18 protein-coding genes and 4 tRNA genes are annotated in these 21,933 nt (G+C 52.1%); 4 read left to right on the top strand and 18 right to left on the bottom strand.

Features of this window, described 5'->3' with window-relative positions; all coding sequences use genetic code 11:
- Positions 1–4: 4 nt before the first annotated feature.
- The 4 genes from hemX (at position 5) to aslA (ending at position 5,327) form a co-directional block, all read left to right on the top strand.
- The gene (hemX, locus tag QUE34_RS23260; protein ID WP_001604292.1) at positions 5–1,204 is read left to right on the top strand and encodes a uroporphyrinogen-III C-methyltransferase; all 1,200 of its coding nucleotides are present in this window, start codon (positions 5–7) and stop codon (positions 1,202–1,204) included.
- A 2-nt stretch (positions 1,205–1,206) separates the two neighbouring features.
- Positions 1,207–2,403 carry a protoheme IX biogenesis protein HemY gene (gene hemY / locus QUE34_RS23255; RefSeq protein WP_032185557.1) on the top strand — a complete coding sequence of 399 codons (1,197 nt, stop codon included), beginning with the start codon at positions 1,207–1,209 and terminating at the stop codon, positions 2,401–2,403.
- A 48-nt stretch (positions 2,404–2,451) separates the two neighbouring features.
- Positions 2,452–3,042, top strand: a complete 591-nt coding sequence (locus QUE34_RS23250; RefSeq protein ID WP_032304174.1) for a hypothetical protein — start codon at positions 2,452–2,454, stop codon at positions 3,040–3,042.
- 629 nt (positions 3,043–3,671) lie between these two features.
- Positions 3,672–5,327, top strand: coding sequence for an arylsulfatase AslA (aslA, locus tag QUE34_RS23245; RefSeq protein WP_000395858.1), 1,656 nt, complete (start codon positions 3,672–3,674; stop codon positions 5,325–5,327).
- Positions 5,328–5,501: 174 nt separating this feature from the next.
- Here aslA and QUE34_RS23240 read toward each other — a convergent pair whose 3' ends face one another.
- From QUE34_RS23240 to wecA, 18 genes are all read right to left on the bottom strand, one after another.
- Positions 5,502–6,737 (bottom strand): anaerobic sulfatase maturase, encoded by a 1,236-nt coding sequence (locus tag QUE34_RS23240; protein ID WP_103253856.1) that lies wholly within the window; start codon positions 6,735–6,737, stop codon positions 5,502–5,504.
- 146 nt (positions 6,738–6,883) lie between these two features.
- A tRNA-Pro gene (locus tag QUE34_RS23235) sits at positions 6,884–6,960 on the bottom strand.
- A gap of 42 nt (positions 6,961–7,002) precedes the next feature.
- Positions 7,003–7,089 (bottom strand) — tRNA-Leu (locus QUE34_RS23230).
- A 20-nt stretch (positions 7,090–7,109) separates the two neighbouring features.
- Positions 7,110–7,185 (bottom strand) — tRNA-His (locus QUE34_RS23225).
- 58 nt (positions 7,186–7,243) lie between these two features.
- Positions 7,244–7,320 (bottom strand) — tRNA-Arg (locus tag QUE34_RS23220).
- 102 nt (positions 7,321–7,422) lie between these two features.
- Positions 7,423–8,808: a bifunctional threonine/serine APC transporter ThrP gene (gene thrP, locus QUE34_RS23215; RefSeq protein WP_000774737.1), complete on the bottom strand. Its 1,386-nt coding sequence runs from the start codon at positions 8,806–8,808 to the stop codon at positions 7,423–7,425.
- Between the two features lie 190 nt (positions 8,809–8,998).
- On the bottom strand, positions 8,999–9,739 hold the full coding sequence (gene wecG / locus QUE34_RS23210) for a lipopolysaccharide N-acetylmannosaminouronosyltransferase (protein WP_032304151.1): 741 nt from the start codon (positions 9,737–9,739) through the stop codon (positions 8,999–9,001).
- 2 nt (positions 9,740–9,741) lie between these two features.
- Positions 9,742–11,094 (bottom strand): ECA oligosaccharide polymerase, encoded by a 1,353-nt coding sequence (gene wzyE / locus QUE34_RS23205; protein ID WP_032304150.1) that lies wholly within the window; start codon positions 11,092–11,094, stop codon positions 9,742–9,744.
- The gene (rffT, locus tag QUE34_RS23200) at positions 11,091–12,170 is read right to left on the bottom strand and encodes a TDP-N-acetylfucosamine:lipid II N-acetylfucosaminyltransferase (protein WP_032304149.1); all 1,080 of its coding nucleotides are present in this window, start codon (positions 12,168–12,170) and stop codon (positions 11,091–11,093) included. Before rffT ends, wzyE begins: the two co-directional genes overlap by 4 nt.
- Entirely contained in the window at positions 12,167–13,417 is a 1,251-nt protein-coding gene (gene wzxE, locus QUE34_RS23195; protein ID WP_000050277.1) for a lipid III flippase WzxE, read from the bottom strand. Before wzxE ends, rffT begins: the two co-directional genes overlap by 4 nt.
- A gap of 1 nt (position 13,418) precedes the next feature.
- Positions 13,419–14,549, bottom strand: coding sequence for a dTDP-4-amino-4,6-dideoxygalactose transaminase (gene rffA, locus QUE34_RS23190; protein WP_000612062.1), 1,131 nt, complete (start codon positions 14,547–14,549; stop codon positions 13,419–13,421).
- 4 nt (positions 14,550–14,553) lie between these two features.
- A complete protein-coding gene (rffC, locus tag QUE34_RS23185) occupies positions 14,554–15,228 on the bottom strand; it encodes a dTDP-4-amino-4,6-dideoxy-D-galactose acyltransferase (protein ID WP_032304146.1) in 675 nt (224 codons plus the stop codon).
- Positions 15,206–16,087 (bottom strand): glucose-1-phosphate thymidylyltransferase RfbA, encoded by an 882-nt coding sequence (gene rfbA, locus QUE34_RS23180; protein ID WP_286338892.1) that lies wholly within the window; start codon positions 16,085–16,087, stop codon positions 15,206–15,208. Before rfbA ends, rffC begins: the two co-directional genes overlap by 23 nt.
- Positions 16,088–16,105: 18 nt before the next feature.
- The gene (gene rffG / locus QUE34_RS23175) at positions 16,106–17,173 is read right to left on the bottom strand and encodes a dTDP-glucose 4,6-dehydratase (RefSeq protein ID WP_103253855.1); all 1,068 of its coding nucleotides are present in this window, start codon (positions 17,171–17,173) and stop codon (positions 16,106–16,108) included.
- Complete coding sequence (gene wecC / locus QUE34_RS23170) at positions 17,173–18,435, bottom strand: UDP-N-acetyl-D-mannosamine dehydrogenase (protein ID WP_000006603.1); 1,263 nt, start codon at positions 18,433–18,435, stop codon at positions 17,173–17,175. Before wecC ends, rffG begins: the two co-directional genes overlap by 1 nt.
- Positions 18,432–19,562, bottom strand: coding sequence for a non-hydrolyzing UDP-N-acetylglucosamine 2-epimerase (gene wecB, locus QUE34_RS23165; RefSeq protein ID WP_001364316.1), 1,131 nt, complete (start codon positions 19,560–19,562; stop codon positions 18,432–18,434). The genes wecC and wecB overlap by 4 nt, the downstream gene beginning before the upstream one ends.
- Before the next feature lie 55 nt (positions 19,563–19,617).
- Complete coding sequence (gene wzzE / locus QUE34_RS23160) at positions 19,618–20,664, bottom strand: ECA polysaccharide chain length modulation protein (protein WP_001355381.1); 1,047 nt, start codon at positions 20,662–20,664, stop codon at positions 19,618–19,620.
- Between the two features lie 11 nt (positions 20,665–20,675).
- Positions 20,676–21,779 (bottom strand): UDP-N-acetylglucosamine--undecaprenyl-phosphate N-acetylglucosaminephosphotransferase, encoded by a 1,104-nt coding sequence (gene wecA / locus QUE34_RS23155; RefSeq protein WP_001050960.1) that lies wholly within the window; start codon positions 21,777–21,779, stop codon positions 20,676–20,678.
- Positions 21,780–21,933 lie beyond the last annotated feature (154 nt).

Genomic DNA, 21,933 nt, shown 5'->3' with positions numbered 1-21,933 from the left:
CATAATGACGGAACAAGAAAAAACCTCCGCCGTGGTTGAAGAGACCAGGGAGGCCGTGGACACCACGTCACAACCTGTCGCAACAGAAAAAAAGAGTAAGAACAATACCGCATTGATTCTCAGCGCGGTGGCTATCGCTATTGCTCTGGCGGCGGGCGTCGGTTTGTATGGCTGGGGTAAACAACAGGCCGTCAATCAGACTGCCACCAGCGATGCCCTGGCTAACCAACTTACGGCACTGCAAAAAGCCCAGGAGAGCCAAAAAGCCGAGCTGGAAGGCATTATCAAGCAACAAGCTGTACAGCTTGAGCAAGCGAATCGTCAGCAAGAAACGCTGGCAAAACAGCTGGATGAAGTCCAACAAAAGGTCGCGACTATTTCCGGCAGCGATGCTAAAACCTGGCTGCTGGCTCAGGCTGATTTCCTGGTGAAACTCGCCGGAAGGAAGCTGTGGAGCGATCAGGACGTCACGACCGCTGCAGCGTTGCTGAAAAGTGCAGATGCCAGCCTGGCGGATATGAATGACCCGAGTCTGATTACCGTTCGTCGGGCAATTACCGATGATATCGCCAGCCTTTCTGCGGTATCGCAGGTGGATTATGACGGCATCATCCTTAAGCTGAACCAGCTTTCTAATCAGGTAGATAACCTGCGTCTGGCCGATAATGACAGCGATGGTTCACCAATGGATTCCGACGGTGAAGAGCTTTCCAGTTCCCTCAGCGAATGGCGTATCAATCTACAAAAAAGCTGGCAGAACTTTATGGACAACTTCATTACGATTCGCCGTCGTGATGACACCGCCGTACCACTGTTAGCACCGAATCAGGATATCTATCTGCGCGAAAATATTCGCTCCCGCCTGCTGGTCGCGGCACAAGCCGTACCGCGTCATCAGGAAGAGACTTACCGCCAGGCGCTGGAGAATGTCTCCACCTGGGTACGTGCTTACTACGATACTGATGATGCCACCACCAAAGCGTTCCTCGACGAGGTGGACCAGTTAAGTCAGCAAAATATCTCGATGGATCTCCCGGAAACCCTGCAAAGCCAGGCGATGCTGGAAAAACTGATGCAGACCCGCGTGCGTAACCTGCTGGCACAACCGGCAGCAGGGACAACGGAAGCTAAACCTGCACCTGCACCTGCACCTGCACCTGCACCGCAAGCTGATACTCCGGCAGCCGCGCCGCAAGGAGAATAACCATGCTAAAAGTGTTATTGCTCTTTGTGTTGCTGATTGCGGGGATCGTGGTCGGCCCGATGATTGCCGGTCATCAGGGGTACGTGCTGATCCAGACCGATACCTACAATATCGAAACCAGCGTCACGGGCCTGGCGATCATTTTGATTCTGGCGATGGTAGTGCTGTTTGCCATTGAGTGGCTACTGCGGCGGATCTTCCGCACAGGCGCACACACCCGTGGGTGGTTTGTCGGACGTAAGCGTCGCCGTGCCCGTAAGCAGACCGAACAGGCGCTGCTGAAACTAGCGGAAGGCGATTATCAGCAAGTTGAAAAGCTGATGGCGAAAAATGCCGATCACGCTGAACAACCGGTGGTGAACTATCTGCTGGCTGCCGAAGCCGCGCAACAACGCGGTGATGAAGCACGCGCCAACCAACATCTGGAACGCGCAGCGGAGCTGGCCGGCAACGACACAATTCCGGTAGAAATCACCCGTGTACGTCTGCAACTGGCCCGTAATGAAAACCATGCAGCACGTCACGGCGTTGATAAGCTGCTGGAAGTTACGCCACGCCATCCGGAAGTATTACGTCTGGCGGAACAGGCGTATATCCGCACCGGTGCATGGAGTTCGCTGCTGGATATCATCCCATCAATGGCAAAAGCCCACGTTGGCGATGAAGAGCATCGTGCAATGCTGGAACAACAGGCATGGATTGGCCTGATGGATCAGGCGCGTGCCGATAACGGTAGCGAAGGTTTGCGTAACTGGTGGAAAAACCAAAGCCGGAAAACGCGTCATCAGGTGGCGTTACAGGTGGCAATGGCGGAACATCTTATTGAATGTGACGATCATGATACTGCCCAGCAAATTATCATCGACGGCCTGAAACGCCAGTATGACGATCGCCTGCTGCTGCCGATCCCGCGTCTGAAAACCAATAACCCGGAACAGCTGGAAAAAGTGCTGCGCCAACAGATCAAAAACGTGGGCGATCGCCCGTTGTTGTGGAGCACACTGGGTCAGTCGCTGATGAAGCACGGCGAATGGCAGGAAGCATCGCTCGCCTTCCGCGCGGCGCTGAAACAACGTCCGGACGCCTACGATTACGCATGGCTTGCCGACGCGCTGGACAGACTGCACAAGCCGGAAGAAGCCGCAGCGATGCGTCGCGATGGCTTGATGCTAACCTTACAGAATAACCCGTCACAGTAATCTATATCGCCTCGTTCAGAGGCGATATTTTTTACCAGGATGTCAAAATTGCGCACGCCGTCCCGCTATCTTTTCCGCTTGCCATCGCATGAAATTACTCCTTTTCGGGCAACGCTCTTTTTAATCTTGTTGATATGTGCCGCTCTGGCTGGCGTAAGTTGGCTGATTATTTCCTTTGTGCGTACGGGCAATACATTCATCTTCTGGTTAACACTTTTTATTGGGTATCTGATAGCTGCGGCGAAGCAGGAAAAAATCAAGCTCCTCAAGAAGTACCGAATCATGGCAGATAAACGTCGGGTACGCTCCATTTGCCAGTTCGCCCGCGAATTTGACACCTACACCGTAGATACATGGGTGATTCGTGCGGTGTGGGATACCTTGCAAGGAAACGGCTATATCGATTACCCACTGCCACTGAAAGCCGATGATATACTGGACGATGATCTGGATTTGGTGCGCGACGCAGTCGAGTTAGAAGAGCTGGTTGAAGATACCGCTGCTCGTTGCGGGCGCGATCTATGCGGAATAGAAGAGAATCCGTTTCTTCCCATCGTCACGGTAGGCTCTCTTGTAAGAGTTTTAAACGCGCAACCGATGACCCAGGAGCGACGTAACCAGTTCTTTATTCGGTCATAAAAAAACGCCTGCTCTTATTACGGAGCAGGCGTTAAAACAGGTCTGTATGACAACAAGTGGGTGCTTCACTCAACGTTGTGTCCATGGTGTCTGATGAGGCATAAGCGACATCTGTCAGTGGACGATAAGCACCGTAAACGGCTCTGCGTCATTCCGGAGTTTATGAGGCACTAAGGCGAACATAAGAGATGGAATGAGCATCTACTCGTTTAGTATGCCACAGAGAACCGGGAAATAACATCCCTTAACACTTGTTATGAGATAATTCTGTAATCCTCTTTGCTTCCTGAGTAATAACTTCCTGAGTGAATATTTCTCCTGCGCACGATTCTACACATATATATAATGAATAATAAAAGTCATTCAATTAATAATATATATATTAATTGCCATTAAAACTAAAAACAGCATCAATAATCAACGCGATATAACATCACCGCCTTACATATCACCTGCGCCAGAGGTAGGATTGAAAACGCTCTCCTGATTTTCAAATTCATTATCTGGATAAATAAATAATTTATTTTCATCACTATTATTTATGCAATCATCCTGTCAGGGAGAGGGATCTCAATTATCAATGCTTAATTACGTCAACATTTTGACGACATGAAACCGGAGCATTTTGCATGGAATTTTCGTTTTCACCCAAACTTCTTGTTGTGGCTGTCGCCGCCGCTCTTCCACTCATGGCCAGCGCAGCAGATACCCCGTCAACCGCCACCGCACGCAAAGGCTTTGCCGGATACGATCACCCAAACCAGTATCTGGTTAAACCGGCGACCACTATTGCCGACAACATGATGCCGGTGATGCAGCATCCTGCACAAGACAAAGAAACCCAGCAGAAGCTGGCGGAATTAGAGAAAAAGACCGGTAAGAAACCGAACGTGGTTGTTTTCTTGCTGGATGATGTGGGCTGGATGGACGTTGGCTTTAACGGCGGCGGCGTGGCGGTGGGTAACCCTACACCAGATATCGACGCCGTTGCCAGCCAGGGGCTGATTTTAACTTCGGCGTATTCTCAACCGAGTTCTTCCCCAACCCGCGCCACGATTCTCACCGGACAATACTCCATCCACCACGGCATTCTGATGCCGCCAATGTACGGGCAACCGGGCGGTCTGCAAGGGTTAACCACTCTGCCGCAGTTGCTGCACGATCAGGGCTACGTCACCCAGGCCATCGGGAAATGGCATATGGGGGAAAACAAAGAGTCGCAGCCGCAGAACGTTGGCTTTGATGATTTCCGCGGCTTTAACTCGGTATCCGATATGTATACCGAATGGCGTGATGTTCATGTCAACCCGGAAGTCGCCCTGAGCCCGGATCGTTCTGAATACATCCAAAAACTGCCGTTCAGCAAAGATGACGTTCATGCCGTGCGCGGCGGTGAACAGGAAGCCATTGCCGACATTACGCCGAAATATATGGAAGACCTGGATCAACGCTGGATGGAATATGGCGTTAAGTTCCTCGACAAGATGGCGAAGAGCGATAAGCCTTTCTTCCTCTACTACGGCACTCGCGGCTGTCACTTCGATAACTACCCAAATGCGAAATATGCGGGTAGCTCTCCGGCGCGCACCTCTTACGGCGACTGCATGGTGGAGATGAACGATATCTTCGCCAATCTGTATAAAGCACTGGAGAAAAACGGTCAGCTTGATAACACGCTGATTGTGTTCACCTCTGATAACGGTCCGGAAGCTGAAGTTCCGCCGCACGGTCGCACGCCGTTCCGCGGTGCGAAAGGTTCTACATGGGAAGGCGGCGTTCGTGTGCCAACCTTCGTTTACTGGAAAGGGATGATCCAACCGCGTAAATCTGACGGTATTGTCGATCTGGCGGATCTCTTCCCTACGGCGCTGGATCTGGCAGGACATCCTGGAGCGAAAGTGGCGAATTTAGTGCCGAAAACCACCTTTATTGATGGTGTGGACCAGACATCTTTCTTCCTGGGAACAAATGGTCAGTCTAACCGTAAGGCCGAGCACTACTTCCTCAACGGCAAACTTTCTGCTGTGCGTATGGATGAGTTTAAATATCACGTACTCATCCAACAGCCATACGCTTATACCCAGAGCGGGTATCAGGGTGGATTCACCGGCACAGTAATGCAAACGGCGGGATCGTCGGTGTTTAACCTGTACACCGATCCGCAGGAAAGCGACTCTATCGGCGTGCGCCATATCCCAATGGGTGTACCGCTACAGACCGAAATGCACGCGTATATGGAGATCCTGAAAAAATATCCGCCGCGCGCGCAGATTAAATCTGATTAAGCCGGCGCTATCGCTACATCGGGCCACACTGACCTTGCCGGATGCGGCGTGAACGCCTTATCCGGCCTACAAGCCTTGCAAATTCAATAAATTGCAGCGTCCTGTAGGCCGGATAAGATGCGTCAGCATCGCATCCGGCAATCAACCGCAGGCGGCCACAAAATGGCTGCTTTTTTACTTATTCACCACCATCAAATGCGCCTGCATAATGTCGCTGGCCGGGCGACCGTGCGCCAGCAAATCAGCCATTGCTTTAAGATATGGCGGTAGATAGCGGAAATAACGCTGATACCCGGCACACAAATAATTCAGCCCCGGCTTACCGCTGGCATCGAGCATAAAGCGGTGTTTCGGGCAGCCTCCCCAACATGCTTTTAACACGTTACAACTGCGACACTGCGCCGGTAACTGCTTAAATTTATCTTCTCCAAACACCTGCTGCTGCGGGGAATCTAACATTTCTGCAATTGTTTGCTGAAGCATATTCCCTAGTCGATACTGGGGATAAACATAGTGATCGCAGGCATAAACGTCACCGTTGTGCTCAACAATCACCGAGCGTCCACAGGTCGGCTGATGATGGCAAACCGCGCCCGGTGCGCCAACAAAATTGGCGAACGCCCATTCGATATTCATTACGAAAATCTTACCGACGTCGCGCTTAATCCAGTGGTCGAAAATCGCCACCAGAAACTCACCGAACTCATCGGGGCGCACCGACCATTCTGTCAGTTCCCCCTGAATATCACCAGGCGCATGTAATTTCAGTCCATTGCGGGCAGCTGTTTCATCAGCCAGGCGCTCCACCACCGGAATAAACTGGATGAACTCCACGCCTGCATTGCACAAAAAATCATAAACCTGTAACGGTTGCTGCGCGCTGGTGCGGTTGACACAGACCAGCACGTTATAGTCGACATGATGTTTTTGCAGGAGCGTCAGGGCACGCATCACCAGCTTATGCGTGGGTCTGCCACCTTTGGTCACGCGATATTGATTGTGGATCTCAGCCGGACCGTCCAGCGATAACCCAACAAGAAAATGATTTTCTGCCAGAAATGCACACCACTCATCATCAAGCAGCACACCGTTAGTCTGGAAGCTGTTACTTACCTTCCTACCAGCACCATATTTCGCCTGTAGCGCCACGGCACGGCGGTAAAAATCCAGCCCGAGTAACGTTGGTTCGCCGCCCTGCCAGGTAAAAGCCACTTCGTTTTGGGGTTCGCTGGCAGCGATATAGTGACGGACATACGCTTCCAGCGTGTCATCGTCCATATGCGCAACTGGCTTTTCGCGGTAAAGGGATTGTTTTTCGAGATAAAAACAGTAGTCACAGTTCAGATTACAATCGGAACCGCTTGGTTTCGCCATCACATGAAAAGCACGCGTTGGAACCTGTTGCAGCATGGTCGCTCCTTGCCTGAAGTCATCCTTCAATACGTTAAGGGCGAAATCATACCGTGTAGCAATGAGTGACTACGGGCGTTTATTGCGAAGGGAGAGTGATGAAATGCACAGAAAACAAAAAACCCCGCCGAAGCGGGGTTCAAAATTGGTCGGCGAGAGAGGATTCGAACCTCCGACCCACTGGTCCCAAACCAGTTGCGCTACCAAGCTGCGCTACTCGCCGAAATACTGCTTTTTGAATTTTTAGTTCAATTTTTTAAAGTCGTGGTGCGAGGGGGGGGACTTGAACCCCCACGTCCGTAAGGACACTAACACCTGAAGCTAGCGCGTCTACCAATTCCGCCACCTTCGCATTGTCACAACTTCTAATAATGGGGTGGCTAATGGGATTCGAACCCACGACAACTGGAATCACAATCCAGGGCTCTACCAACTGAGCTATAGCCACCACTACAAATCTTGTTACGCGGTATTACTACCACCGCAGCTCAAGCGCCGGGACTAAATGGCGCGCCCGACAGGATTCGAACCTGAGACCTCTGCCTCCGGAGGGCAGCGCTCTATCCAGCTGAGCTACGGGCGCTTAGCGCCGTTGCGGGGGTGGATAATACGGACTTCCCACCCCTCTGTCTAGTCCCTTTTTAAATAAATTGCGCGTTTGGTTACGGTTTGTGCGTTTTGCTGCTTATTCCTCCAGTTTATGCGCTTTACCGTGGCGATTAAGCCCAAAAACTTTATAAATTGCCGTCACCGCCAGCATAAAGATGATACCGACAAACAGCGACATACGCGTATCTTCATTAAAGTACATGCCGATCAAAACGCAAATCAGGAATGCCATTGTTACGTAGTTGGCCCACGGGAACAGGATTGAGCGGAACGGATGGCTGGCAATCGCCGCTTTGTGCGCTCGACGAAAACGCAACTGGCTAATCAAAATCACAAACCATGGCACCATCCCCGGAAGCACGCTGGCACTGTAGACATAGACAAACACACGCTGTGGATTGGGAATGATGTAGTTCAGGCATGAGCCAATTAACAGAATAGCAATTGATACCGCCACGCCTGCAACCGGAACACCTTGACGGGAAACTTTCGCCATTGCCGCCGGTAACTGACGGTTTTTCGCCAGTGCGTAGAGCATACGTCCACAACTGTACATGCCGCTGTTACAGCCAGAGAGCGCAGCCGTCAGTACCACAAAGTTGATAATACCCGCCGCTGCAGTAATGCCGATTTTGGCGAAAGTCAGTACGAACGGGCTGCCGTTACTGCCTATTTCATTCCACGGGAAGATGGTGACGATAACGAAAATCGCGCCTACGTAGAAAATCAGGATACGCCACAGCACCTTGCCTACGGCACTGCGCAGCGTCACCTGCGGATTCTTCGCTTCACCGGCAGTAATGCCAATCAGCTCCACGCCCTGGTAGGACGCCACCACAATACACAATGCGGTCAGGAACCCTTTCCAGCCACCCGCAAAGAAACCGCCATGCTCTGTGAGATTGCTAAAACCAATCGACTGCCCGCCATTGCCAAAGCCAAAGAAAATCACGCCCAGGCCAATAACAATCATCACGATAATCGTGGTGACTTTGATCATCGCGAACCAGAACTCGATTTCGCCGTACAACCGCACTGCCGCCAGATTCGCCAGCGCCACCAGCGCCACCGCGATCAATGCGGGTATCCACTGCGCCATCTCCGGGAACCAGAACTGGACATAAACGCCAATGGCGGTGATTTCTGAGATCCCCACCGCCATCCACATAAACCAGTAAGACCAGGCGGTGAGATAGCCAAAAAACGGGCTCATATAACGATGCGCATAAACGGCGAACGAACCGGTAACCGGTTCGAGGAACAACATTTCGCCCATTGAACGCATGATGAAAAAGACAAACAGCCCGGCGATGATATAGGCCAACAATACGGATGGCCCGGCCCATTTCAGGGTACTGGCGGCCCCCATAAACAGGCCGACGCCAATGGTGCCCCCCAGGGCGATGAGTTCGATATGTCGAGCTTCCAGCCCACGCTGTAGCTCTGGTTTGTTATCTGCCATAAATCCTCGTGTTGTGTTTGCATGCTTTCCGGTGTTACCGGTTATCGTTATGGGTACATCGAGTGTTGCGAATGTTTTCGTAATTCAGGAGAAATGGCAAATAAAGCATTAAAAATTTGAATGCTTTGTGTAATAAAAAGACAGGCAGGCGACGAAGTGACCACTCCGTCGCTTTACAGAGAGAGGAAAATCAGAGGTTGCCGGTGTAATACCAGCGTAAATAACGCAGCAAACGAAGCTGACGCTTAATGCGGCTCGGCTGCGAAAGCAGGCGGTAGAGCCACTCCAGCCCCAGCGTTTGCCAGATTTTCGGTGCGCGTTTCACGTGACCGGTGAAAACATCGTAAGTCCCGCCAACGCCCATATACAGCGCATCCGGATGCACCAGACGGCAGTCGCGCATGAAGATCTCCTGCTTTGGCGATCCCATCGCAACGGTGACGATTTGCGCTCCGCTGGCATGAATGCGTTCAAACAGCGCCTGACGCTGCTCGGGTTTAAAATAACCATCCTGACTGCCAACGATATTCACATTCCACTGATTGCGCAGTTTAGCTTCAGTTTGCGCCAGCACTTCAGGTTTACCGCCCACAAGAAATACCGGCGTCCCTTCTTTGCCTGCGCGCGCCATCAGCTCTTCCCAGAGATCGGCCCCGGCAACGCGGGAAACCTGCGCCTGCGGGTACTTTTTACGTACTGAACGTACAACGCTGATGCCATCAGCATATTTAAATTCGGCAGCATTAATTAACTCCCTGACCTCGGCGTTATCTTCAATGGTCAGCATTTTTTCGGCATTAATGGCAACCAGCGTTCCCTGCTTAAGCTGCCCGTCAGCAAACAGATAATCGAGGGCGTGCTGCATATCACGCCAACCAATCAACTGTAAGCCACGCAGCGTATAGGTCGGTGCTGTGGTGTTGTTATTCATTGTTATCCTTCAACCTGCGTCCGGAGCGATGATTTTGTACGTTTATGAATGAGTCCGGCGCTTTCAAAAAGCCAGTACAACAGTTTTGCGATCATCAGACATGCGCCGAAGACCACGATAAAAAAGACCACGCGTGAGACAAACGAATCCAGCCCTTCACGCGCCAGTACGACCATATTGAAGATCGCCCCGAAGCAGAAACTGTGCAATATCGCAGCCTTATAGCGATTAGTTTCGCGATTGCCCAGTTCATACAGCCAGTCGAACCATTTGATGATCAGTCCAACCACAATCGCCCCGAGTGGGATGAACAACGCGCCGCCCATAACAACCAGTGAGCCTATAAGCGTAGGCGAGATCGCCAGCCCGGAGTGGTTATTCAGCACTTCCCAGGTAAAGTAGTTGGCGGAGTTCAGTACCATACTCGGGCGACCCGGCCACAGCCAGGAAGGGATAAAGACATAGAAATCGCGGACAATGGGAGCCAGGCCCTGGAAGTCGATGTTGTCGTAGTTCTGCAACAGCAACGCCAGATTCTCCCACGGCGAGAAGGTGTCGCGAGTGAGATAGAGAAACGTATAGAACGCTTCATCGCCGCTCACATTCATTCCATAGCGTTTTAGCGCCAGCCAGAACATGCCCACAATCCCCAGCACGCCCGCCGCCGCCAGCATCCACAACGAAATCCAGCCGCGAATAATGCCAATAAACAGGAAGATAGCAAATGCGATGATAATATTGGCGCGAGTGCCGCCGACAATCATGTAAGTCAGCAAGCCAAAGGCGACCGTGCTGACGAGGAAAAACAGCCACGCTTTGCTGTCCTGGCGCAGAAAGTAGACCACCAGCATTGCTGGGATGAAAAAGTAAAAGAAGCGCTTTAACGCCACGCCGGAGACTTCACTGGAGAAGATCTGACTGTAGGAGTTAAGACGGAACAGCAAAAAACCGTTGTGCATGAAGAAGATGCCGACGCTTACCAACGCAATGCCCATCAGGATCACCCACGTGAGATTGGTCTCCACGCGGTTCATGGTAAACAGCGGACGGCGCGGTACATCAGCAACGCGTTTGCGTAGGCGGGTTTTGTAGGTGACATAGTAAACCGCGTAGAAGCAGCCCGCAGAAAGCAACGCCTGCAACAAGATTTCTGGCGGCGCAACACCAACATCAAAGCGAAATACCAGCACGCTGGTCAGCGGAAAGCCGAAGAAAAAGGTGAGCAAAAACAGCAATGAAAAGAAGACATTGAAGTTAAAGCGCACACGGCGAAACTCAAACCAGGTCAGCGTGGCAATAAACAACGTGCAGAGCAGCCAGACAACAAACAGGCCACTGAATTGCAGCAGACTCATGCGACCTCCCCGGCGGCAATCGCCAATGCCCGCTGCCAGCCTTGCAGATAGTTCGGGCTAAAGAAGGCAATGGTGTTTTTATCCACCGACGCCAGCTGGCGCTGCGCTTCACGCACAATATCCTCGTTGAGATCGTCGGTAGTAAACAGCACCGGCAAATGCTGTTCCGTCATATCCTGCCAGAACGGATTTTCCCGGTTAAGCACACAAGGAATACCCGCCTGAATAAGTAAGCACAGCGTACCAATGCCCTGCTGGCGGGCAAAAATAAAGTAACCGAGATCGCACTGACGAAGTAGCGTCAGATAGGCGTCAAATTCCAGTTTTTCGCTCAGAACTTGCAGATTTTCTTCGCTGAATAACGCCAGCCCCGCCTGACGAACTTCCTCGATGTACGCTTCGTTATTAGGCGGATATCCCATCGGTACAACCACTTTTACAGTATCGCCAAATTGCTGATGAACGGCGCGTAAGGCGGCGACATGCTCATTGCTGCGGTCGCCGGAGTTCCCCACCAGAATGGTCATTTTCCCTTCACGTTGGCGATCGTTCGCCATCGTATTGAGAGAAGGGTCCATCCGCGTCGGGAAGTACAGCAGTTCGCCCCGCACCTTTGGATGCGTTTTGGCAAAAAAACTCAAATCACCGCGGGTGGCAAATACACAGCCGACTCGCTTTTGCGCCAGGCGACGCAACGGGTAAAAAAGCTTATATCTCAAGCCACTGGAAAGCTCATACAGGTCTGCCCCCCAGATATGCCAGAAAAACTGGCTGGGCTTAATGCCACCACTCAGCAGAGCCAGCCACAGTTTGGGATTGAACTGACCGTGGAAAAAAAATCGCTGCTGACGGTTAGCTTTTGCTTTCGCGATGACCGCTTCCGCCAGCGATTTTTTCCCAGGGAAAAATTGCACAGAAAGCGCCGGACAGCTATCACTTAAGCCGTCGTCCTTGCCAACAACCATAAACTCGCGCGCATGCTCGCTCGTCGCGGCCAGCACGTCGTTGAAAAACCGCAAAACGGTTTGGTTATGGTGAGGGATATCCGATCCCAGTACGTGAATCAGTACAGTCATGCCCGCCTACGCCAGAGTAAAAACACGCCACAACAAAGAGAAAAATAGACGATATAGGTTGCCATATAGGCCTGCGCCGCGCCCAGTGCACCATGCGCAGGGATTAGCCAGTGGGCAAATACCATCAATAAAGTGAACTGGCTGACTTCCGCCAGAATATAAAACCGCAGTGACGCTTTGGCGATCACCAGATAACCAAAGACATAAGCGCCCACTTTTAACACATCACCCACTAACTGCCAGGCAAAGAGATCGCGCATAGCGGTAAATTTATTCGACAACAGCAGCCAGATAGCAAAATCACGCAGCAACCAGACGGTAAAACTCGCCGCCGCCACTGCCGGTAAGACGAATTTCAGCGATTTAACCACTTCCCGGGTGATATCGCGCTTTTCCGTTAGCCGCGACAACGTGGGCAGTAAATATACGCTGAACGATGCCGTAATAAATTGCAGGTAGGCATCGGAAATACTGCTCACCCCTTGCCAGATACCCACTTCATCCCAGCTATACTGCGCCGCCAACAGTTTACGCATCATGATGTACGCAACGGGCAAGGTCACCGACGTAATCAACGCCATGAGCGTAAATTTGCTCAACTGCCCTGCCAGGCCGTTATCCCAGCAGGGTTTCAGATAGCTTAACGGGATGGCACCACGTTTGATCAACATGATGACGGCAGGAATCACCACCAACGCGGGAATCAGCGCCAGCCCCAGCAATGCCCCTTCATAACCGCCCAAACGGTAACTGACATAATAAGCAATTACGCCAATCAGGCTGCCGACAATCAGCGATAACGCATTACCTGCAGCATCGCGAAAGCCTTTCATCAGCGCCAGCAACAGGTTGCCCCAGGCGATCCCCATTTGCACCAGCGCCACTAAACGCACCAGCCCCACATAGTCGGTATTACCAAACAATCCCTGGCTAATTGGCGCTGCCGCCAGCACAAAAACCAGCGCCATCAGCGTAGAGAAACCAAGCACCATCGCTGATGAAGTGCCGACCACGCGGCGCAGCTGCTGCGGATTATCATGGTACTGGGCAACGTATTTGGTTACGCCGTTAAAGATGCCTGCACCAGCAAGCACGCCGAGCACGGTAATCAACTGGCGGAAATTTGCCGCCAGCCCAAGCCCCGCAGGACCAAATGACACCGCCAGCAACTTACCGACTAGTAACCCGGCACCAATCTTGACCAGTGTACTGGCCGCCGTCCACAAGGACGCTTTTGCCAACGACATATCAGGAGAAGTAGTTCAACAAGGTCGCAATTACCGTGCGCTGATTGACGGGCGACAGGTTGTAGAACAACGGCAGGCGCAGCAGGCGCTCGCTCTCTTTGGTGGTGTAGCGATCTTCACCGTGGAACTCACCAAAGCGTTCCCCCGCAGGGCAACCGTGCAGCGGAATGTAATGGAACACCGCCATGATTTCCGCTTCTTTCAGAAAGTTAATCAACGCGCTCCGGTCATCAATATCCCGCAGTTTAATGTAGAACATATGCGCGTTCTGCACGCAGCCATCGGGAATCGACGGCAGCTCGATACGCCCGGCTTTCGCCAGAGGTGCTAACGCATCGTAGTAGTTTTGCCACAGCGCCAGACGTTGCTGATTGATACGATCCGCTGCTTCCAGTTGCGCCCACAGGTACGCAGCTTGCAGATCGGACATCAAATAGCTGGAGCCAATATCGCGCCAGGTATATTTATCGACCTGACCACGGAAGAACTGGCTGCGGTTTGTGCCTTTTTCACGGATGATCTCGGCTCGTTCGATTAACGCTTTATCGTTAATCAGCGTCGCGCCGCCTTCACCGCCCGCCGTGTAGTTTTTGGTTTCATGGAAGCTAAAGCAGCCAATATGACCAATGGTTCCCAGTGCACGCCCTTTATAAGTGGACATCACGCCCTGAGCGGCATCTTCCACCACAAACAGGTTATACTTTTTCGCCAACGCCATAATGGTGTCCATTTCGCAGGCCACACCCGCGTAATGGACCGGCACGATAACGCGCGTTTTGTCGGTGATCGCCGCTTCAATCAGCGTTTCGTCGATGTTCATAGTGTCCGGGCGAACATCCACAAAGACGATTTTCGCGCCACGCAGCACAAAGGCATTGGCGGTGGAGACAAAGGTGTAGCTCGGCATGATCACTTCATCGCCAGGCTGGATATCGAGCAGCAGCGCCGCCATCTCCAGAGAAGCGGTGCAGGACGGCGTCAGTAACACTTTGGCGCTGCCAAAACGTTGCTCCAGCCACTGCTGGCAGCGACGGGTAAAACCGCCATCGCCACACAGTTTGCCGCTACCCATTGCCGACTGCATATAGTCGAGTTCGGTTCCCACCACCGGCGGTGCGTTAAATGGAATCATGTGATCACCTGTATAACCAGTACGCGGTGCTTTCTACATTCGCACCACTTTGTATGTATCGTTTAAGCGCGGCGGTGTTGCCCATCTGGGTCGCCACCCGCAAAGTTGTTTTACCGCGAGCATACGCCCAGTTTAGCGCTGTTTGCATCAGCTCAGCACCTGCACCGCGTCCAGCCAGCAGGCCAATTCGCGCATCTGTCGCATTGAGTTCCCGTAAAGAGACATAGCCGCGAATATCGCCGGACGCCGAACGTAAAATGAGGCATTGATGATCAAAGGTGCCGCGCACGGCATTTTCAACCCACTGCGCATAAAAGCGACCGCTGGCGTCAGGCGCATACCACGGCGCACGAAAACGGCTTTGCGCAAATGCGGCACTGGCTAACTGACGTAATACGGGAATATCTGTCTCTTGTGCCACTTCTGCGCCGCTATCACTGACATTGTTCACGGGTAGCGCCAAATCAACTTCACCTTCAACCAGGCAGAATCCCAGCTGTTGCAAGGCATCCAGCTCAACAGTATTTGATGCAGCAATTTTGGCCTGCACTCGTGACCACGGCGCTAAAGCGTCTGGCGTCAGGAGTGGCGCATCAGGAGTGAGATGCACGATAGCGCTGTTAACGCCAAAGAAGGCATTTTCCCAGGTTAGTGGTTCAATACTGGCGCGGACGGGCACGGAGTAACTCCAGCAGATATTGGCCGTAGCCAGTTTTCGCTAATGAACTGGCAGCACGCTTCACACCTTCGTCATCGAGCCAGCCGTTACGCCAGGCAATCTCTTCCAGGCAGGCAATCTTAAAGCCCTGGCGTTTTTCCACCGTCTGTACAAAGGTACTGGCTTCAATCAGGCTGTCGTGTGTGCCGGTGTCCAGCCAGGCAAATCCGCGCCCGAGCAGTTCAACGGTCAGGTTGCCTGCCTCGAGGTACATCTGGTTGATGGAGGTAATCTCCAGTTCACCACGCTCCGACGGCTTCACCTGCTTTGCGTACTCCACAACTTTACTGTCGTAGAAATAAAGCCCGGTCACCGCCCAGTTTGATTTTGGCTGTTTTGGCTTTTCTTCCAGAGAGATAGCGCGGAAATTTTCGTCAAACTCCACGACGCCAAAGCGTTCTGGATCCATTACCTGATAGCCAAATACCGTCGCCCCTTGCGTGCGCGCCGCAACATGACGCAGCTTCGGACTGAAGCCCTGGCCGAAGAAGATGTTATCGCCCAGCACCAGACAAGATGGTTCACCATTAAGGAAGGTTTCACCGATGATAAATGCCTGCGCAAGACCGTCCGGGCTGGGCTGTTCGGCATATTCCAGCTGGATACCGAACTCACTACCATCGCCCAGCAGGCGCTGGAAATAACCTTTATCTTCCGGCGTGGTGATGATGAGAATTTCGCGGATACCGGCCAGCATCAGCACCGACAGCGGATAGTAAATCATTGGCTTATCGTAAATCGGCAACAATTGCTTCGATACGCCGCGCGTAATCGGATGCAATCGGGTGCCGGAACCGCCCGCCAGGATAATACCTTTCATGTTTGCCTCCGCTGAGAATTAGCCGTTCAGACCTAAACGCTCACCCTGATAGCTGCCGTCCTGCACCTGCTTCCACCAGCTTTCATTAGCCAGATACCACTGCACTGTTTTACGCATTCCACTTTCAAAGGTTTCCTGCGGCAGCCAGCCAAGTTCACGGGCAATTTTCGAAGCATCAATGGCATAGCGTAGGTCATGCCCTGGACGGTCAGCGACAAAGGTAATCAGATCGCGATAGTGCGCCACACCGTGCGATTTATTCGGGGCCAGTTCTTCCAGCAGCTCGCAGATGGTTTCCACAACCTCGAGATTCTTACGCTCGTTGTGACCACCAATATTATAGGTTTCACCGACTTTCCCGGTGGTCACCACGCAATACAGCGCGCGGGCATGATCTTCAACATATAACCAGTCACGGATTTGCTGCCCATTGCCATATACCGGCAGCGGTTTACCCGCCAGCGCGTTGAGGATCATCAGCGGGATCAGTTTTTCCGGAAAGTGGTAAGGACCGTAGTTATTAGAGCAGTTGGTGATTAACGTCGGCAGGCCGTAGGTCCGCAGCCAGGCGCGCACCAGATGGTCGCTGCTTGCTTTTGAAGCAGAATAAGGGCTGCTCGGCGAATACGGCGTGGTTTCGGTAAAGAAATCATCTGTGGAATGCAGGTCACCGTATACTTCGTCGGTGGAGATATGATGAAAACGGAACGCCGATTTTTTGTCTTCTGCCAGCGCATTCCAGTAAGCCCGCGCCGCTTCAAGCAGTGTATAAGTCCCGACAATGTTGGTTTCGATAAACGCTGCCGGGCCGTCAATAGAACGGTCAACATGGCTTTCAGCTGCCAGATGCATAACGCAGTCTGGCTGATGTTCTGTGAAAATGCGCGCCAACTCTGCCCGATCGCAGATATCAACTTTCTCAAAGGCAAAGCGATCGCTTTGCGCGACTGGTGCCAACGACATCAGGTTTCCGGCGTAGGTCAGCTTATCGACCACCACCACCGCATCGTTCGTCTCGTTGATGATATAACGCACCAGCGCCGAGCCAATAAACCCGGCACCGCCTGTTATCAGAATCTTTCTCATTAGCGCCAGACTCCTTTGGCATCGACGACATACTGCTGATGGACGTTGTCGCCATTGATAACTTTGAACTGACTATGATCGACCAACATCACCAGCACATCTGCCGTTGCCAGCGCCTCGTCAAGCTGCGCCAGAGTACAAAGCCCATTCAGTTTGTTCGGCAACTGGTGAATGTTAGGCTCAACAACCAGCGTTTCGCCGCTGTGCCACTGAGCGATCAATTCAGCGATTTCCATCGCCGGACTTTCGCGCAGGTCATCAATATTCGGTTTAAACGCCAGACCAAAGCAGGCAATTTTCAGCTCACTGGCGCGTTTATCGGTAGCGGCCAGGCAGTCGGCAACCGCCGCTTTGACCTGATCAATCACCCAGAACGGTTTGTGATCGTTCACTTCGCGCGCGGTACGGATAAGCCGCGCCTGCTGCGGATTCTGTGCCACGATAAACCACGGATCAACAGCGATGCAGTGGCCGCCCACACCTGGGCCAGGCTGAAGAATATTGACGCGTGGGTGGCGATTCGCCAGGCGAATCAGTTCCCAGACGTTAATCCCCTGATCGGCACAAATCAGCGACAATTCATTAGCAAAAGCGATATTCACATCGCGGAAGCTGTTCTCGGTGAGTTTACACATTTCCGCCGTCCGTGAGTTAGTGACGACACACTCACCTTCGAGGAAAATTTTGTACAGTTCGCTGGCACGGGCCGAACAAACCGGCGTCATACCACCAATCACGCGATCGTTTTTAATCAGCTCGACCATAACCTGGCCCGGTAACACTCGTTCCGGGCAGTAAGCAATGTTGACGTCCGCCTGCTCGCCCACCTGCTGTGGGAAAGTCAGGTCCGGACGCATCTCTGCTAACCATTCTGCCATCTTCTCGGTTGAACCCACCGGCGAGGTGGACTCAAGGATCACCAGCGCGCCTTTTTTCAGCACTGGCGCAATAGAGCGAGCAGCCGATTCAACGTAAGCCATATCAGGCTCATGATCGCCTTTAAACGGCGTGGGTACAGCAATCAGCCAGGCATCCGCTTCAACCGGCGTCGTGCTCGCTCGTAAAAAACCGCCTTCTACGGCAGTTTTTACTACGCTCGCCAAATCAGGCTCGACGATATGGATTTCGCCACGATTGATGGTATCAACCGCGTGTTGGTTGATATCAACACCAATCACCTGTTTTTGCCGGGAGGCAAACGCTGCCGCCGTTGGCAGTCCAATGTAACCCAGTCCAATGACAGAAATGGTCGCAAAACTCATAGTGATATCCGATTATTTTTTAACGCTTCCAGAATGCGAGAGCATGCCTGACCATCACCATACGGGTTATGGGCGCGGCTCATGGTTTGATATTCGTTTTCGTCTTTTAAAAGACGCGTCACTTCCTCGACGATTCGCTGCTTATCCGTGCCGACCAGACGTACCGTACCCGCCTTCACTGCTTCCGGACGTTCAGTGGTTTCACGCATCACCAGCACTGGTTTCCCCAGCGAAGGCGCTTCCTCCTGAATGCCACCTGAATCGGTCAAAATCAGCCAGGCGTGGTTCATCAGCCAGACAAACGGTAAATACTCCTGGGGATCGATCAGAATGACATTTTTCACGTGCCCCAGAATGCGATTGACCGGCTCTCTGACGTTCGGGTTGAGATGCACCGGATAGACAATCTGAATGTCCTGGTGAGTGGTGGCGATGTCTGCCAGCGCATGGCAGATTTCTTCAAAGCCACGACCAAAACTCTCACGTCTGTGACCGGTCACCAGAATCATTTTTTTATCAGGGTCGATAAACGGATAATTTGCCGCCAGTTCTGAACGCAGCGTATCGCTGCTCATCACCTGGTCACGCACCCATAACAGTGCATCAATAACGGTATTACCGGTAATGAAGATTCGGCTGTCAGCAACGTTTTCACGCAGCAAGTTTTGCCGGGAAGTTTCGGTTGGAGAGAAGTGATACATCGCCAGATGCCCGGTCAATGTACGGTTAGCCTCTTCCGGCCACGGCGAATAGAGATCGCCCGTGCGCAGACCAGCCTCAACGTGACCAACAGGAATACGCTGATAAAACGCCGCCAGGCTGGTTGCCAGCGTCGTCGTCGTATCGCCGTGAACCAGCACGACGTCTGGTTTGAACTCGGCAAGAATAGGTTTTAGCCCTTCCAGAATCCGACAGGTTATCTCTGTCAGACCCTGTCCTGGCTGCATTATGTTGAGATCGTAGTCAGGTACAATGGAAAAGAGTTTCAGCACCTGATCGAGCATCTCCCGATGCTGCGCAGTGACGCAAACTTTAGCCTCAAAAAAAGGATCTTTTGCCAACGCATGCACCAACGGCGCCATCTTGATGGCTTCCGGGCGCGTACCAAATACAGTCAGTACTTTCACATCGATTCTCTTCGAATAAGCGGCGAGCGCCTTTGCGCTCACCGCAGCAGTGTTGCTATTTCGAGCAACGGCGGGTTAATGCGACACCAGCCCCGATCAGCCCCCCGACAATGCCCCACATAATCATCAGGAAGGCACGACGTGGGCTATCGCGTTTTACCGGTTCTTCCGGCGTACGCAAATAGCGATAGGTCTGAAAACGCGGATCCAGGGTTGGACCAACATTCAGGGTGTTTAACATGGCCCGATTCTGATCATAGTCGAGATCAAAGGCCGGACCGACGGCCTGTAAATTTTCCAGTCGCGCCTGGAGCATTGGACGCCCAAGCAGGAACATTTCTGAATCAGGTAGTTCCTCGGCAGGTACATCTGTCGCACTGCGCGAAATATTATGCTGCTCAGCAATTTTCAGCGCCTGTTCAATGCTGTTCATCCGGCGGTCGTAGATGGCTTTCGCCACTTCTTCCTGACGCTTCACCTGAGCTTTCATCTGGATGGTACGCGCCGCCCATGCGCCTTTCAGCTCATCATTCAGATGGCTGGCTGCTCGTTGGCTGGCAAACGCAACATACTGACGTAACAGGTTATTAGCGTCAGGCGCGGTTTCGGCAATCAGCTTAACGCTATCATTGACCGCACGCGTGAAGTCACCGGGAATAAACACGATGTTGTTAATCATTTCATCCAGCAACGCCGCATCGGCTTTGCTGTTCCCGACCATCCGCTGTTTGTAATAGTCTGTCTGCAACCAGAAATCGCGGCGGGTATCCCACGAGGCCAGTTGCATAACAAACTCTTTATAGGCTTCATCCATGACCGATGGTTGGTCGGCAGAAGCCATGTTCGAACGGACGTCCAGGTTACGCAAAAATTGCTGCTGCGAGTAGTATCCTCCCAGCATATTCACTGTTGGACGATCGGTAATCGCCGTCGAGCTCCACTCCTGACGAGCAAAAAAAGTATACGCCAGCGCGATTAACGCAAACGCCAGCCCCATGCCAATAATCCACAGCTTCCCAGCCCACAAGGTACGAAACAACCCACGAATATCCAGTTCATTTTCAGCGTCTTCGGCCGGTTTCCCAGGCATTGGTTGTGTCATCACATCCTCATTTATTTGGTTAAATTGGGGCTGCCACCACGATTTCTACGCAGTCTGCGTTTTACGCGCTTAATAAAGCGAGCAACTTTCCAGGCACGCTTAATGCAATATCCATAGAGGAAGAATGCTAGCAAAAAGAGCACCAGCATGACCCATTCCGGGACAAAATGAGAGTATTCTGCCAGCACGCCAATTGAGGCGAGCAGTGCTGCGGCAAGGGTAATCAGCACAAACGCCTGGCGGGAAGTAAACCCGGCACGCATGATCAAATGGTGAATATGCTGACGGTCAGGAGAGAATGGGCTCATGCCTTTACGCAGGCGACGGTACATAATTGCCACCATATCCATTAGCGGAATGGCGATAATCCATAATGCAGTAACCGGGCTTATTGGGTGCGTTTTTCCCTGAGTCGTTTCGAGCAGGATCCAGATAACGGTAAAACCAATCAGCGTACTGCCCGCATCACCCATAAAGACTTTGTAGCGGCGACCCAGGATACCAAGGTTGAGCATGATATAGGGCAGGATGGCGGCGATCATCGCAAAGCACCAGATAGCGAGGCTGGTTTGCCCGTCGAACCACAAAATCATACCGATTGCTGCAAACGAGACGCAGGACAACCCGCCCAGCAAGCCATCAATGCCATCAACCATGTTGAAAGCATTAATTGCCGCCCAGACGGCAAATAGCGTCAGGAAGTAGCCAAACGGTCCGAGCACCATCTCCCAGGAGCCAAAGATATAACCCAGGCTACTGAGATAAAGTTTGCCGAACACCATCATAACAATGCCAACAGCGGCCTGTATGGTGGCACGGATTTTTACGCTGATATCAAAACGGTCATCCAGCGCACCGATGAACACAAGCACACCGGCACAAGCGAGATAGAGAGATGCATGCGGAATATAATAATCGACAATTCCGAACGTGAAGCAAATCCCTGCGTAAACCGAAATACCCCCAACGAGAGGTATCAATCCCTGGTGACGTTTGCGGAAGTTAGGTTTATCCACTAAACCGACTTTTTTTGCTACCTTTCGGGCAAAAAACAGAAACAGTGTCGTGAATAAAAAAATACTGATGAGATCAGTACTCACTGTCAGTAAATTCACAATGCATGCTCTCAGAGAAAATTATTAGCAGAAGTATAACCACGAAGACCTTTATTCAGAAGGGAAAGTCCGTTCCGAACCCACCAGTCCTGTGCAAAAATTAATCATTCGATATGCAAATTGCATAACACACGAGCAAAACCCAGGAATTTTC

Origin of the sequence: Escherichia sp. KS167_9B, assembly GCF_030295215.1 — a bacterium.
Classification (GTDB): Bacteria; Pseudomonadota; Gammaproteobacteria; order Enterobacterales; family Enterobacteriaceae; genus Escherichia; species Escherichia coli_F.
The sequence above is the reverse complement of the archived record's forward strand: the minus strand, read 5'-3'. Positions and strand labels throughout refer to the sequence as shown.